Here is a 15,850-nt window from a genome sequence, read left to right on the forward strand (position 1 = left end):
GGCCGGGTCTCACGGAATTTCAAGAAAAAAGCATGCCAGCAGGGCTGCGACCGGCTTCAGGCCAGCCTCAGGCCGGGCTTTGCCGGCCCGCGCCGGGGCTCGCGGTGTCCGATTCGGAGCCGAAAGCGCAGCGGAGCAAACCTGTTAATATACCGAACTTCGGTTTCCGGGGGTTGCTTGGGCCAATTGACTGCGCCCTGCAGCAACGGTGGCAGAAGCGCCGCAACTTCCGCTCCGGCCATGGATCGAAGTTGTCGCCGCCCCGTCAGCATTGGGGTGATGCGGTGCGTGCGCGGTGCACGACCCGGCAATCCGTCATAGAAATTCCCCACGATCGCAATGTCGTCGATCCATAGCTCCTCCCAAGATGCGGCCAAGGCCGACGATTCCAAGGTTCAGCCCGCTGCCGGGCGCGACCGCATGACCGGCATGGAAGTGCGGGCCAGCATTTCGCTCGCCAGTATTTTTGCGCTGCGCATGCTGGGCCTGTTCCTTATCCTGCCCGTGTTCGCCGAATATGCGCATGGCCTGCCCGATGGCCACGACGCCCAGCGCGTGGGCCTGGCCATGGGCATCTACGGCCTGATGCAAGCCTTCCTGCACATTCCTCTCGGCTGGCTGTCCGACCGCGTTGGCCGCAAGCCGGTGATGGTGGCGGGCCTGCTGCTGTTTGTCGCCGGCGGGCTGGTGGCGGCCAACTCCGACACGCTGTCCGGCATCATCATCGGCCGCTCGCTGCAAGGCATGGGCGCGATCTCGGCAGCCATCACCGCCTGCATCGCCGACCTGACCCGCGAGCAGCATCGCACCAAGGCCATGGCCATGGTGGGCGGCAGCATCGGCCTGACCTTCGCGCTGTCGCTGGTGATTGCCTCGCCGCTGCTGCACAGCATCGGCATGCCCGGGATCTTCACGCTGATGTCGGTGCTGGGCGTGGTCGCCATCCTGGTGACCCTGTTCCTGGTGCCCACGCCGCCGCCGCCGCATCCCGTGCGGCTGCCGTTTCGCAGCGTGCTGCTCAACCCCGACCTGGTCCGCCTGAACGTGGGCGTGCTGGCACTGCACGCGTCGCAGGTGGCCATGTTCATGGTGGTGCCGGCCATGCTCAGCGATGCCGGCATGCCGCTGGACCAGCACTGGAAGGTCTACCTGCCGGTGGTGCTGGTGTCCTTCGTGCTGATGCTCGGGCCGATGATGGCCGCCGAGCGCTATGGCAAGGTACGCCCCGTGCTGCTCGGCGCGGTCGGCCTGATGACCGCGGTGCAACTGCTGTTTGCCGCCGTGCACGGCCTGTGGGGCATCGTGGGCGTGTTGCTGCTGTTCTTCGTGGCCTTCAACGTGCTGGAAGCCATGCAGCCCTCGCTGGTGTCGCGCTACGCCGCCGCCGCGCGCGGGGCGGCGCTTGGCGTCTACAACACGACGCAGGCGATGGGACTGTTCCTGGGCGGCGCCGTGGGTGGCTGGCTGCTCAAGCACGAAGGCCGTAGCGCGGTCTTCATCGGCTGCGCCGCGGTGCTCCTCCTCTGGCTTATAATCGCCTGGAACATGAAGTCGCCGCCGGCCCGGAAAAGCAGTGCCCAGGCCGTCGCTGCCTGAAGTTGGCGGCCTGCGGTCATTGGTCCGCAAGGGCTGCCCGCATCACTTCGTATAGCTTTTTGCCGTAATTAGGCACTAGCATGACCGCGCGCCCGACTTCTTGGCCGGGGGCGCGTTATTCGTTTACGCATCAGTCAACAGTCAAGGCATCGCCACGCCGCTTGCAGCAGAGGGCGTGGCCCTGGGAGAACATTCACATGGCATCGATCAACAAAGTCATCCTCGTCGGCAACCTGGGCGCGGATCCGGAAACCCGCTACCTGCCCAGCGGCGACGCCGTGAGCAACATCCGCCTGGCGACCACCGATCGTTACAAGGACAAGACCAGCGGCGAGATGAAGGAAGCCACCGAGTGGCACCGCATCGCCTTCTTCGGCAAGCTGGCCGAGATCGCCGGCCAGTACCTGCGCAAGGGCTCGCAGGTCTATATCGAAGGGCGCATCCGCACCCGCAAGTGGACCGACCAGTCCGGCGTGGAAAAGTACAGCACCGAAATCGTGGCTGAGCAAATGCAGATGCTGGGCTCGCGCCAGGGCATGGGCGGTGGTGGCGGCGGTGGTGGCGACGACATGGGTGGTGGCGGCGGTGGCTATGGTGGTGGCCGCGAATCGTCGGGCGGTGGCGGTGGTTACGGCGGCGGTGCGCGCAGCGGTGGCGGCCAGGCTGCCGGCGGCCAGCAAGGTGCTGGCGGCGCGCGTCGCCAGCAGCAGGCTCCGTCGAACGGCTTTGAAGACATGGACGACGATATTCCGTTCTAAATCGTTCTGAGCATCCCCGCCATCCCAGGCCGACACAGTCGGTACGGCCTGCACCGGCAAACAAAAAACCCCAGGAGTCGTTGACTCCCGGGGTTTTTTGTTTCTTGGCTCCTCGAAGGCGCCGTGCGTGCTCAGTGCGGCATGGCGGTGAAGTCCAGCGCGTTGGTCAGGTCGCCCATGGCCTTGCCCTTGTTCGCGAGCAGGGCGGTATCGCGTTGCTGCAGGCCCGGCAGGGTCGGCAGGACAAAGCGGCGGGTGATGAAGCGCAGCGCCGAGGCCGTGTCGTATTGCGTGTGGTCGACAAAGCCTTTCTTCGCGTACGGCGACACGAGGATCGCAGGGATGCGCGTGCCCGGGCCCCAGCGGTCGCCGGCGGGCACTTGCGCGTGGTCGTAGAAGCCGCCGTTTTCGTCGTAGGTGACGAGAATCAGCATGTTCTTCCACTGCGGGCTCTGCTGGAGTTGCGCGATCACGCTGGCGATATGCTTGTCGCCGTCGGCCACGCTCGCGTAGCCGGGATGCTGGTTCAGGTTGCCCTGCGGCTTGTAGAAGGTGACCGCAGGGAGGTTGCCGGCAGCGGCGTCCTGCAGGAACTGGCTGTCGAAGTCCTTCAGGTGCGCGCTGCGGTTGGCAGCCTGGGTGACCGGGTCGAAGTTGGCGTAGTAGTTGAACGGCTGGTGGTGCGGCTGGAAGTTGGGCACCGTGTTGTTGTAGATGGCGGTCGGGTCCTGCGTGGCCTTGGCCCAGGCACCGGCGTACCAGGCCCAGCTCACGCCGCGCGCGTTCAGCAGGTCGCCGATGGTGGTCTGGGTCTGCGGCGGCAGCGTGGTCGCCTTGGTGGGGTCGGCGTAGAGGCCTGTGGCATCGGTGGTGGCGGGCTTGTTGCCGCTCGGCTGGTAGTCCGGCTGCATGGTGTTGACCGCGTAGAACATGCCGCTGGCGTCCTTGGGCGTCAGCGTGCTGTCGTTCTGGTACACCGCCTTGCCGGAGAGGACCGAGGTGGGGTTGCCGGTGCCGGGGGTCAGGCGCACGAAGTTGCCATTGGCGTCGAGATCGATCGCCGAGATCGAGTTCTTGGCCGGCGAGGTGGCCGCGTCGGCGTTCGGGTACTGCGGCGCGCAGGCGCAGATCAGGTACTGGTGGTTCAGGAACGAGCCACCAAATGCACCCATGTAGAAATTGTCGGCCAGCACATATTGCTTGGCGAGCTGCCACATCTGCATCTGGCTGCCGTCGTAATAGCCCATCGTCAGGCCGCCCGCGTCCGAGAACGCGGCGTACTTGTCGTTCTTGCCGCCGTTGATCTGCATCTGGTTGTTGTAGAAGCGGTGCACCAGGTCGCGCGTGGTGACGGATTGCGAGACAAATGTGCCGGTGCCGTTGACGCCGGCAGGATTGTCGATCTGGAACGGCTTGTTCGGCCAGTTGGCGGTGCTGGCCTGCTGCAGCTGCAGGCTTTGCCCTTGCGCGGTGAACCCGCCCCAGGTCGGCGGCAGCACCGGCAGCACGGAGCCGTCGAAGTCCTTCTGCGGTTCGACGGTGCCGGTCGAGGTGGGGTTCACGCCGGGGACGCCGTTGGCGCCCGGGAACAGCCCGTAGAGATTGTCGAAGCCGCGGTTCTCGGCATAGATCACCACCACGGTCTTGATGTTGTCGAGGGCGACCCGCTTGGCGACGCCGTCGCGCAGGGCCTGGGCGATGTCGCCGCCGCCGGCCACCGAGTCGGCGATCAGGTCGATGGTCTGATCGATCTCCGCCTGCAGGGTCGCCTTGATGGTCTTGTCGGTTTCCTTGTTGTGGTCGGCCAGCAGCTTGTCCGCCGTCACGCCGATGCGGGCGGCCAGACGTGCCTTGGCCGCGGTGAGGTCGCCACCGTTGGACTCCATGAGCGCGACCAGTTCGGTCGTAATCGCGCTGAGCACGCCGTTGGCGCCGGCCGGTGCGCGGAACACCAGCGGACGGGTCACGGCTGCGTGGCCGCCGGTGTCATCGTTGCGGAAGGCGTCGCTGCCGATCTCGGCGGCGATCGCGCCCTGGCCGGTGAGCGTAAAGGCGCCGTTCTTGTCGGTGTAGGTGCTGGTCTCCGTGCTTTCGCACTTGCCATTGTTGTTGGCATCGATGCAGACCTTGGCGTGCTCGAAATAGCTGCCGGTCACCACGCCCGAGGTGGTGACAGCTGCGGGCGTGCTTCCGCTCCCGGAGTCGCTGCCGCCGCAGGCGGCCATGGCAGCGGCGGCCACCGCTGCAAGGGGATAAAGTCTTAAGGCTCGGCGCATGGAATATCCTTTTTTCGTTATGTGTAAGGCGGTTTTTTTGGGACAGCCGCGCGATTCTCGCGCCGCTCCATGTCAGATTGATGATGGCGCCGGGACGAGAAAAAGACATCCGCCACGCATGACATGCCGCTGTCATGCACGCGTGCTAGCGTGGCGGCCCGTTCCTGAATCTCCTGTGCCTGGGCTGCCGCACCCATCCCGCCCTGGCCATTCCACTTCGCCGCACAGATGCCACCGCGCTTTGTTCTGCCGCCAGTTCCTTCCCCGATCCGCCGCCTTGCCACGGGGGCCTTGCTGCTGTCTTTCGCCCTGACCCTGGCGGGCTGTGGCAAGTCCGCACAGGAGGGCGTGGCCGCGGCCCCGGCATCCGCGCCGGCTGCCAGCCAGGTCGCCGCGCCTTCGCGGCCAGCCTATGCCGACGCGTTCTACACCATGATGGCAACGCGCCGGCCGCAGGTGCCGGCCATGGCCGCGCTTGGCAAGGCGCTGTTCTTTGATCCCGCGTTGTCGGCGTCCGGCCGGCTCGCGTGCGCAAGCTGCCACAGCCCGGAACACGCCTATGGGCCGGCCAACGACCTGTCGGTGCAACTGGGCGGCCCCGACATGCTGCGCGCCGGCGCGCGCGCGGCGCCGTCGCTGCGCTATGTGCAGAACGTGCCGCCGTTCTCCGAGCATTTCCACGAGAACGACGGCAACGACAGCGAAGACCAGGGCCCCACCGGCGGCCACAACTGGGACGGGCGGGCGTCTTCCACGCACGAGCAGGCCCGCATTCCCTTGCTGTCACCGCATGAGATGGCGAACGCGGACGCGGCGGCGGTGGCCGCCAGGCTGCGCGCCGGCAAGCATGCACAGACCTTGCGCGAGGTGTTCGGCGCCGACATCCTGGAGCGCGACGAGGTAGCCTTCCAGGCAGCGCTGATGGCGCTCGAGGTGTTCCAGGAAACCCCGTCCGAGTTCTATCCCTACAGCAGCAAGTACGATGCGTTCCTGCGGCGCAAGGTCAAGCTGAGCGAGCAGGAAGCGCGCGGCCTGCGTCTGTTCAACGATCCCGCCAAGGGCAACTGCGCGGCCTGCCACCCCAGCGCGATCAGCGCCGATGGCGTCTTTCCCGCCTTCAGCGATTTTGGCTTCATCGCGCTGGGCGTGCCGCGCAACCGCAAGCTGGCGGTCAATGCCGATCCGGCCTTCTTCGACATGGGCCTGTGCGGGCCGGATCGCACCGACCTGAAGGCGCGCGCAGAGTACTGTGGCCTGTTCCGCACGCCTGGCCTGCGCAACGTGGCGCAACGCAAGACCTTCTTCCACAACGGCGCCTTTCATTCGCTGGAAGAGGTGTTGCGTTTCTACGTGCAACGGGACAGCAATCCCGGCAAGTGGTACCCGCGCAAGGCCGACGGCAGCATCGACAAGTTCGACGACCTGCCGGTGCGGTATCGTGACAACGTCAATATGGAACCCCCGTTTGGCGGCGCGCCAGGCAGCAAGGCCGCGCTGTCGGAGGCGGAGATCCGCGACGTCATCGTGTTCCTGAAGACCCTCAACGACGGCTACCGCTTGCCTGCAACCCATTGAGGGACCTGGCGGCAGTGGCTGTTTGCCGGTGCTTTCGGGTTAGCACGCCTTGGTGGGTGGGCAGGCGCCCGGCAACGTGCCGGGCGCCTCGCAGGCCTTTCCTTTTTCCAATCCGTCCCCATTTCCTCCTGACACCGTGCTGTCAGGAGATGTCAGCGCCACACTTCAGCGCGCGGCACGCTGCCGTCCTTCGGGATAGGATAGCGGCCTGACCGTACCAACACCGCGACTCGCGAAGGCTTTCGCCGCGCTCCCGGGGCCCGTGTGCCCTGCCAGGCCTGTCTTCGCAATTCGCACGCCGCACGCAAGCTATCAGCTAGCCACTCGCAAGCCACGCTTTAAAGGACGCATCCCATGTCATCCGGTGTCATCCGTATCCGCGGAGCCCGTCAGCACAATCTCAAGAATCTCGACCTCGACCTGCACACCGGCGAAATGACCGTGGTGACGGGGCCGTCGGGCTCGGGCAAATCGAGCCTGGTGTTCGATACGCTCTACGCCGAAGGGCAGCGGCGCTATGTCGAAACCTTCAGCGCCTATGCGCGCCAGTTCCTGGACCGCATGGACCGGCCGCAGGTGGACCGGGTGGACGGCGTGCCGCCGGCCATCGCCATCGACCAGACCAACCCGGTGCGCAGCTCGCGCTCCACGGTCGGCACGATGACGGAGCTCAACGATCACCTGAAGCTGCTGTACGCGCGCGCCGCCGAGCTGTTCGACCGCCAGACCGCGCAGCCCGTGCGGCATGACTCGCCGGAGACCATCTACGCGGAGCTGCAAGCACGTGCAGCCCAGGGCGATCCACGCCTGGTCGTCACCTTCCCGGTGGAACTGCCGGAAACCACCACCGATGCCGAGATCGAGCAGTGGCTCTCCGTCAGCGGCTACACGCGCGTGCAGGCGCAGCGCGTGGTGGCCTCGCCCACCGGCCCGCGCAAGGTGCTGGACGTGGTGGCCGACCGCTTCCGTCTCGGCAATACCGAGAAGGTGCGGGCGCTGGAAGCCATCGAGGCATCGCTCAAGCGCGGCAGCGGCCGGGTCAACGTCTATGTGCCCGACACTGCCAATGAGGGCGCGGAGCCACAGGTTTGGCGCTTCTCCACCGGCCTGCACAGCCCGGAAAGCGATATCCGCTATGCCGATCCGCAGCCCGCGCTGTTCTCCTTTAACTCCGCCTACGGCGCCTGCGAGACCTGCCGCGGCTTCGGCCGCGTGATCGGCGTCGACCTCGGCCTGGTGATCCCGGACGAGCGCAAGACGCTGCGCGGCGGCGCCATCAAGCCGATGCAGACGCCGGCCTGGAAGGAGTGCCAGGACGACCTGATGCGCTACGCCGCCAAGGCGGGCATTCCGCGCGACGTGGCCTGGTCGAGCCTCACCCCGGCCGAGCGCGCCTGGGTCATCGACGGCTCGCCGGACTGGAACGGCAAGTGGAATACGCACTGGTATGGCGTCAAGCGCTTTTTCGACTACCTGGAGTCGAAGGCGTACAAGATGCACATCCGCGTGCTGCTATCGAAGTACCGCAGCTATACGCCGTGCGAGACCTGCGACGGCGCGCGGCTGAAGACCGAGGCGCTGTTGTGGCGCCTGGGCAGCAAGCCGGGTGCGGACGCCGTGTGCGCGCCGGAGAAGCGCTTCCTGCCGCGCGGCGTGGACTGGGACCGCACGCAGCTCGAAGCGCTGCCGGGCCTCACCGTGCACGACCTGATGCTGATGCCGATCGAGCGCATCCGCAAGTTCTTCGACGAGCTCACGCTGCCGAGCCTGATGCTCGATGACGCGCTCAAGCTATTGCTGGCCGAAGTGCGCACGCGCCTGAAATACCTGTGCGACGTGGGCCTGGGCTACCTGACGCTGGACCGCCAGAGCCGCACGCTGTCCGGCGGCGAGGTGCAACGGATCAACCTCACCACCGCGCTGGGCACTTCGCTGGTCAAGACGCTGTTCGTACTGGATGAGCCCAGCATCGGCCTGCACCCGCGCGACCTGAACCGCATCGTCGAGGCCATGCATCGCCTGCGTGACGCCGGCAATACGCTGGTGGTGGTGGAGCACGATCCTTCGGTGATGCTCGCGGCAGACCGGCTCATCGACATGGGCCCCGGCCCGGGCGAGCGTGGTGGCAACATCATCTTTGACGGCACGCCTGCCGATATCCGCGGTTCGGGCACGCTCACCGGCGAATATCTTGCCGGCCATCGCCAGGTAACCGATCTTTCCCGCTGGCAACCTCGCGCGGTGGATGCCGCCACGCCGCGCATCGTGCTCGAAGGCGCCTCCGAGCACAACCTGCGTGACGTCACCGTGGAGATCCCGCTGCAGCGCCTGGTGTGCGTGACCGGCGTTTCCGGCTCGGGCAAGTCCACCTTGCTGCAGGACGTGCTGTATCCCGCCATGGCGCGCCAGTTCGGCAAGTCCACGGATGCGCCCGGCGCATTTCGCAGCCTTACCGGCGCGGAACAGGTGGCCGATGTGGTGTTCGTCGACCAGTCGCCCATCGGCAAGACCGCGCGCTCCAATCCGGCCAGTTATGTGGGGGCCTTCGACGAGATCCGCAAGCTGTTCGCCAAGGCGCCGATGGCGCTGCAGCGCAGCTATACCGCGGGCATGTTCAGCTTCAACTCCGGCGATGGGCGCTGCCCTACCTGCGGCGGCTCGGGCTTCGAGCACGTCGAGATGCAGTTCCTCTCCGACGTCTACCTGCGCTGCCCGGATTGCGATGGACGGCGTTACCGCGCGGAGATCCTCGAAGTGAAGATCGAGCGCGCGCTGCCCGGCCAGCCGCCGCGCGCGCTCAGCGTGGCCGATGTGCTCGAGCTGACCGTGAGCGAGGCCGTGGCGTACTTCGCTGGCGACGCGGCGGTGCTGCGCGTGCTGCAGCCGATCGTCGACGTGGGCCTGGAATATGTGAAGCTGGGCCAGCCGGTGCCGACATTGTCGGGGGGCGAGGCCCAGCGGCTGAAGCTGGCCGGCTACCTGGCCGAGACCGCGCAGGCGAGCAATACGCGCGCCAAGCCGATGCCGTACGAGTGCAAGCTGTTCATGTTCGACGAGCCCACCACCGGGCTGCACTTCGACGACATCGCCAAGCTGATGCGCGCTTTTGGCAAGCTGCTCGATGGCGGCCACTCGCTGATCGTGATCGAGCACAACCTCGACGTGGTGCGCGCCGCCGACTGGATCATCGACCTCGGCCCCGAGGGCGGCGACGCCGGCGGTGAAGTGCTGTGCGTGGGCACGCCGGAAGACGTCAAGCGCTGCGCGCGCTCGCATACCGGCAAGGCGCTGCTGCAATACGACCGCGCCGTCGGCCATGCCTTCGTCGCGGAGGACGCGGGCGTGCCCTTGCAGGCCGCATTGCGCGCGGCGCGCGCGCGCCGCGCCATCGAGGGCGAGGACGTGGTGCGCATCGTCAACGCGCACGAGCACAACCTGAAGGCGCTCAACGTCGATATCCCGCACGGCAAATTCAATGTGATCACCGGTGTGTCGGGATCGGGCAAATCCACGCTTGCTTTCGACATCCTGTTCCATGAAGGGCAGCGTCGCTATCTCGAATCTCTCAATGCCTACGCGCGCTCCATCGTGCAGCCCGCCGGGCGCCCGGAGGTGGATGCGGTGTACGGTATCCCGCCCACCGTGGCCATCGAGCAGCGCCTGTCGCGCGGCGGCCGCAAGAGCACGGTGGCGACCACTTCCGAGGTCTGGCATTTCCTGCGGCTGATGTATGTGAAGCTGGGCATCCAGCATTGCATCCACGACGGCACGCCCGTGACTTCGCAAAGCCCCGAGTCCATCGCGGCGCAATTGCTGCGCGACTACAAGGGCCAGCATGTGGGCCTGCTGGCGCCGCTGGTGGTCAACCGCAAGGGTGTCTATACCGACTTGGCCAAATGGGCCAAGGCGCGCGGCAACACGCACCTGCGCGTGGACGGCGAATTCCTGCCGGTGGACCCGTGGCCGCGCCTGGACCGTTTCCGCGAGCACACCATCGAACTGCCGGTCGGTGACATCATCGTGTCCGCGGACAACGAAGCCGCGCTGCGCGCGATGCTGGGCCAGGCGCTGGAAGCCGGCAAGGGCGTGATGCACCTGCTGGCGCCGCTCGATGGCCTGCAGCATGCCATGGGCAACGGCGGCACCGCCCGCGTCGGCAGCACCACGGTGTTCTCGACCAAGCGCGCCTGCCCGGTGTGCAGCACCAGCTATCCGGAACTGGACCCGCGCCTGTTCTCCTACAACAGCAAGCACGGCTGGTGCACCAGCTGCGTGGGTACCGGCCTGACCCTCACGCGCGAGCAGCGTGCGGCCTACGACGATACCGTGATGGCCGACGACAACCGCGGGCGCGAGCAGACGCTGCCCTCGGAGCAGCAAGAGCCCGATGACGTCGCCGATACCCCGTGCGCGGATTGCGGCGGCACACGGCTGAACCCGGTGGCGCGCGCGGTCACCTTCGACGCGCACCCCATCGTGGAAGTGGCACAGTGGACGGTATCCGACACGCACCGCTGGGTGCAGGGCCTGCACCTGGCCGGACGCGAAGGCGAGATTGCGCGCGACGTGGTGAGCGAGATCCGCAGCCGCCTGCAGTTCCTGGAGGAGGTCGGCCTGGGCTACCTGAGCCTGGATCGCGCCGCGCCTAGCCTGTCCGGCGGCGAGGCGCAGCGCATCCGGCTGGCGGCGCAGCTTGGCAGCAACCTGCAGGGCGTGTGCTACGTGCTTGACGAGCCCACCATCGGCCTGCATCCGCGCGACAACCAGATCCTGCTCGACGCCCTGCGCAAGCTCGGCGAGAAGGGCAACACGCTGGTGGTGGTGGAGCACGACGAGGACACCATCCGCCGCGCCGACCATATCATCGACATCGGCCCCGGCGCCGGCAAGCGCGGCGGCACGCTGGTGGCGCAAGGCGGCGTGGCCGCGCTGTCGGCCAGTGCGGATTCGCTGACCGGGCAGTTCCTCGCCCATCCGATCCTGCATCCGTTGCAGCCACGCCGCGTGGTCAAGCCGGCGGGCAAGAACAGCGAGGCCGTACCCGAGCGCTGGCTGACCGTGCATAACGCCACGAAGCATAACCTGCGCAACGTGACCGCCAGCATTCCGCTGGCGCGGCTGGTTGCCATCACGGGTGTCAGCGGTTCCGGCAAGTCCACGCTGGCGCGCGATGTGCTGATGGCCAACCTGCTCGACGCGGTGGGCCGCTCGGTGATGTCGTCGCCGGCCACGCGGCGCGCGCGCAAGGCGGCGGGCAGCGAGGCGCCCGCGCGCTCGCAGGCCACGGCGCACACCGAGCCGCGCCGCAAGCTGGAGGTCACGCACAACTGGCAGGGCTGCGAGTCCATCACCGGGTATGAGAGCATCGACCGCGTGCTGGAGGTCGACCAGACCCCGATCGGCAAGACGCCGCGCTCCTGCCCGGCCACGTATATCGGCGTGTGGGACACCATGCGCAAGCTGTTCGCGCAGACGCTGGAGGCCAAGGCGCGCGGCTATTCCGCCTCGCGCTTTTCCTTCAACACCGGCGACGGGCGCTGCCCGGCCTGCGAGGGGCAGGGCGTGCGCACCATCGGCATGAGCTTCCTGCCGGATGTGAAGGTGCATTGCGATGTCTGCCACGGCCAGCGCTTCAACCCGGAGACGCTGGCGGTCACCTGGCGCGGCAAGAATATCGGCGACGTGCTGACGATGGAGATCGACGAGGCGGTGGAATTTTTCTCCGCCATGTCCAATATCGCGCACCCGCTGCAGCTGATGAAGGACGTGGGCCTGGGCTACCTGACGCTGGGCCAGCCGTCGCCCACGCTGTCCGGCGGCGAGGCGCAGCGCATCAAGCTGGTGACCGAGCTGTCCAAGGTGCGGGACGACATCACCCGCCGTGGGCAGCAGGCGCCGCATACGCTGTACGTGCTGGATGAGCCTACCGTGGGCCTGCACATGGCCGACGTGGCCAAGCTGATCCGCGTGCTGCACCGGCTGGCCGATGGCGGGCACAGCGTGGTGGTGATCGAGCATGATCTCGACGTGATCGCCGAGGCCGACTGGATCCTCGACCTGGGCCCGGAAGGCGGCGTGGCGGGCGGCGGCATTGTCGCCGCGACCGACCCCGAGGGGCTGGTGCGGGTGCGGGCCAGCCACACCGGCGCGGCGCTGGCGCCGGTGCTGGCCCGCGGCAAGTCGGCTGGCAAGGCAATGCCGGAGAGCGGCAACGACGCCGGGCACCGCCTTGCGGCGGCGCAGTAAAGCCAGCGCGGCGGCCTCGCCCCTCCCCGGAGGGCGAGGCTGCAGGCCGTTTTCACCCGGCGGCCCCGGTAGCTGACACAATGACGGATTCAGCAACTGGTGGCCGCCGCCAGTCCAGCCGTGCGCCACAGAGGTGGCGGCCGGGCGGGCCATGCGTAGCCGCCGCATGACAGCGTGATAGCAAAACCCCTTTCCCTTTTCTCCCTCCCCTCCCTACCCGCCATCGTGACGGCGCTATCGCTCGCCCTGGCCAGCACGTCCGCGCTGGCGGCACCCGCTGCCGCATCGGACGCTAGCGGCGCACGCGCGCCTGCCAAGGCGGGCAAGCGCGCGGCCTCGGCGCCGGCGCCAACCTCCCGGGCCGTTCAGCAAGCCACCACCGCACCGCAGGTCAACCACGACCAATACGCACTGCGCCCCGAGCGCGACGTGCAGCCGCGCAGCAGCTTTGGCCTGCGGATGAAACCCGGCTGGCCGCAGCAGGACGACTCCGGCGGGCCCGGGCGTTAGCCAGCCAGCTCGGCATGCTGCCGGGCATACCGGCGGCAGTGCCTTTGCGGTACGCTCTGTGGGTTCCGCAGTCCGACCCGCAGTCCGACCCTTACACCGCAAGGAGCTCAGATGTCCACCAGCCCGTCCGGCTTTGCGTGCGCCCCGGCCGCAGCCCGCGCCACCGTCCATCACCTGCGCGCCTCGCGCATCCGCGAGGTGGCCAATGCCGGCATCGGCCTGCCCGACGTACTGCCCTTCTGGTTCGGCGAATCCGACCAGGTCACGCCCGCCTTTATCCGCGACGCCGCCAGCCGGGCACTGGCCGGCGGGGCGACGTTCTACACGCACAACCTGGGCATTGCCCCGCTGCGCAGCGCGCTGGCCGACTACGTCAGCGCGCTGCATGGCGCCACCGCCCTGGACAATGTGGTGGTGACCAGCGCCGGCGTCAACGCGCTGATGCTGGCTGCCCAACTGGTGGCCGGGCCCGGTGACCGCGCGGTTGCCGTCACGCCGCTGTGGCCCAACCTGGTGGAAATCCCCAAGATCCTTGGCGCCGAGGTGGAAACCGTCTCGCTCGATTACGGCGCGCACGGCTGGACCCTGGATCTCGACAAGCTGCTGGCCGCGCTGACGCCTGATACGCGCTTGCTCATGATCAACTCGCCGAACAACCCGACCGGTTGGGTGATGTCGCGCGCGGACCAGCAAGCGGTGCTCGCGCACTGCCGGCGCCATGGCATCTGGATCATTGCCGATGAAGTGTACGAACGGTTGTATTACGGCGAAGGCGATGGCGCCATCGCGCCGTCGTTCCTGGATATCGCCAGCCGCGACGAGCGGGTGATCTGCGTCAACTCGTTCTCCAAGGCCTGGCTGATGACCGGCTGGCGGCTGGGCTGGATGGTGCTGCCCGCGGCGCTCACCGACGACCTGGGCAAGCTGGTTGAGTACAACACGTCGTGCGCGCCGTCCTTCGTGCAGGAAGCCGGCATTGTGGCGGTGCGGGAGGGCGAGGCCTTTACCCGTGAACTGGTCGGCAGGCTGCGCGCGGCGCGCGATCACCTGGTGGGTGCGTTGGCTGTGGTGCCGGGCGTGGATGTGCATGCGCCCGAGGGGGCCATGTATGTGTTCTTCCGGCTGGCCGGCGCCAGCGACAGCCTGGCGTTGTGCAAGCAGCTGGTGCGCGAGGCACGGCTCGGGCTGGCGCCGGGAAGCGCGTTCGGGGACGAGGGGGAGGGCTTTGTGCGGTGGTGCTACGCGTGTGATCCGGCGAGGCTGGATGAAGGTGTGCGGCGGTTGCGCGGTTTCCTGGGGCGTTGAGCGCCGCGCCGTTCGCGGTGCGAGCGGGCTGGCGTGCGCCATCTTCATGTCGAGACGGCACCGCTAGCACTAGCATTAGCACTACGCTTCACTGCGCAGCGGCCGCTTCTGCCTGCCACCAGCCGCCCCCTAGCGCCTGCAGCAGCGCCGCGGAATCGGTAAAGCGGCTGGCGGTAGCCTGCGACAGCGAAAGCGCGGCCTGCCGGTACTGCCGCTCGGCATCGAACACCGCAAGCTGGCTGACGCCGCCGAGACGATACTGGCCGGTCACGATCGACAGCGTATCGGCGGCCTGTTTCGCACTGTCGGCGCGCGCCTGCAAGGTGTTGGCATCGGCCTCCAGCGCGCGCAGCGAATCCGCGACTTCGCGCAGGCCCTGCAGCACCGTTTGCTGGTAGGCCGCGAGCGATTGCGCGTAGGCCGCTTGCGCCGCGCGCTTGCGCGCCACCAGCTCGCCGCCCCGGAACACCGGCTGCACCAGCCCCGCGGCCAGCGACCACACGTTGAGGCTGCCAAACAGATCGCGCGCGGAGAGCGCCTGCGTGCCGGCGCTGCCGGACAGCGTGAGCTGCGGGTAGAGCTGCGCGGTGGCCACGCCGATATTGGCCGACGCCTGGTGCAGCAGCGCCTCGGCCGCGCGGATATCCGGGCGCTGCCTTGCCATGGCGGAGGGCAGGCTCACCGGAAGCGTGGCGGGCAAGGTGAGATCTTCCAGCCGGAACTCGGGCAGCTGGACGCTCGCGGGCGCCTGTCCCAGGTACACGGCAAGCTGATGCCGCGTGGCCGCAAGCTGCTGCACCAGGCCCGGCAGCAAGGCCTGGCTCTGCGCCAGTTCATTGCGCTGGCGCTGCGCGTCCACCTGCGCCACGCCGCCTGCGCGCAAGCGTTGCTCGGTGATGGCGAGCTGGCGCTGCTGCGCCGCCACGATGGCCTCGGTGTTGGCAATCTGCGCGCGCAAGCCGGCCTCGCGGATGGCGGCCGTGGCCACGTTGCCGGCCAGCGTCAGGCGCGCGGCTTCCAGCTCGAAGCGTTGATAGTCCACCGCCGCGCGCAGGCCTTCCAGTTCGCGGCGCTGGCCGCCGAACAGGTCGAGCGAGTAGGAGATTTCCACGCTGGCGCCGTACAGCGTGAACGGCCCGGGACTGGGAAAGGCGGTGATACCAAGCGAGTTGAAGTCGACCTGCTGGCGCGTGGTGTTGAGCTTGGCGTCCACGCGCGGCAGCAGGCGCGCGCCGGTGGTGGCCACCAGTTCCTGGCGCGCCTGTTCGATGCGGGCCTGTGCTTGCGCCAGCGTCGGGCTGGCGTCCAGCGCCGCGCGGATGGCGCGGTCCAGCGCGGGGCTGCGGAACAGCGTCCACCATTGCGCCGGCACGTCGGCGCCGCTCTCCAGCGTTTGCGCCTGGCCGTGCGGTGCGTCGGCGGCGCTGGTGCGCGCTGGCTGTGTGCCCTCGGTATAGGACGGCGCAGCGGGCGCGGCCGGCTCGGTGAAGTCCGGGCCCACCGCGCATGCCGAAAGCATGGCTGCCGCCAGCACGGCGAGGACCGTGCGGGATGTGGATTTACCGTGTGGCGAGGCTGGCATGG

The 15,850-nt window shown here is 67.9% G+C and carries 8 protein-coding genes; 6 read left to right on the forward strand and 2 right to left on the reverse strand.

From position 1 onward, the window contains the following. The first annotated feature begins 339 nt into the window (after positions 1–339). Together AC1RQC_RS23980 and ssb are read left to right on the forward strand one after the other, a co-directional pair. Positions 340–1,596 (forward strand): MFS transporter, encoded by a 1,257-nt coding sequence (locus tag AC1RQC_RS23980; protein WP_492884809.1) that lies wholly within the window; start codon positions 340–342, stop codon positions 1,594–1,596. 197 nt (positions 1,597–1,793) lie between these two features. Next, complete coding sequence (gene ssb / locus AC1RQC_RS23985; protein ID WP_492884811.1) at positions 1,794–2,354, forward strand: single-stranded DNA-binding protein; 561 nt, start codon at positions 1,794–1,796, stop codon at positions 2,352–2,354. Positions 2,355–2,485: 131 nt separating this feature from the next. On the opposite strand, the gene acpA is transcribed toward ssb, so the two are convergent. Then, positions 2,486–4,630 carry an acid phosphatase gene (gene acpA, locus AC1RQC_RS23990; protein ID WP_492884813.1) on the reverse strand — a complete coding sequence of 715 codons (2,145 nt, stop codon included), beginning with the start codon at positions 4,628–4,630 and terminating at the stop codon, positions 2,486–2,488. A gap of 228 nt (positions 4,631–4,858) precedes the next feature. Here acpA and AC1RQC_RS23995 point away from each other — a divergent pair, with 228 nt between their 5' ends. From AC1RQC_RS23995 to AC1RQC_RS24010, 4 genes are all read left to right on the forward strand, one after another. Beyond that, the gene (locus AC1RQC_RS23995; RefSeq protein WP_492884814.1) at positions 4,859–6,205 is read left to right on the forward strand and encodes a cytochrome-c peroxidase; all 1,347 of its coding nucleotides are present in this window, start codon (positions 4,859–4,861) and stop codon (positions 6,203–6,205) included. 354 nt (positions 6,206–6,559) lie between these two features. Beyond that, the gene (uvrA, locus tag AC1RQC_RS24000) at positions 6,560–12,451 is read left to right on the forward strand and encodes an excinuclease ABC subunit UvrA (protein WP_492884816.1); all 5,892 of its coding nucleotides are present in this window, start codon (positions 6,560–6,562) and stop codon (positions 12,449–12,451) included. A 174-nt stretch (positions 12,452–12,625) separates the two neighbouring features. Beyond that, entirely contained in the window at positions 12,626–12,961 is a 336-nt protein-coding gene (locus AC1RQC_RS24005; protein ID WP_492884818.1) for a hypothetical protein, read from the forward strand. Between the two features lie 111 nt (positions 12,962–13,072). Then, positions 13,073–14,266, forward strand: coding sequence for a pyridoxal phosphate-dependent aminotransferase (locus AC1RQC_RS24010; RefSeq protein WP_492810517.1), 1,194 nt, complete (start codon positions 13,073–13,075; stop codon positions 14,264–14,266). Positions 14,267–14,354: 88 nt separating this feature from the next. On the opposite strand, the gene AC1RQC_RS24015 is transcribed toward AC1RQC_RS24010, so the two are convergent. Beyond that, positions 14,355–15,848, reverse strand: a complete 1,494-nt coding sequence (locus AC1RQC_RS24015; RefSeq protein WP_492884820.1) for an efflux transporter outer membrane subunit — start codon at positions 15,846–15,848, stop codon at positions 14,355–14,357. Positions 15,849–15,850: the final 2 nt, after the last annotated feature.

The organism is Cupriavidus sp. GW822-FHT03E04 (genome assembly GCF_058801495.1).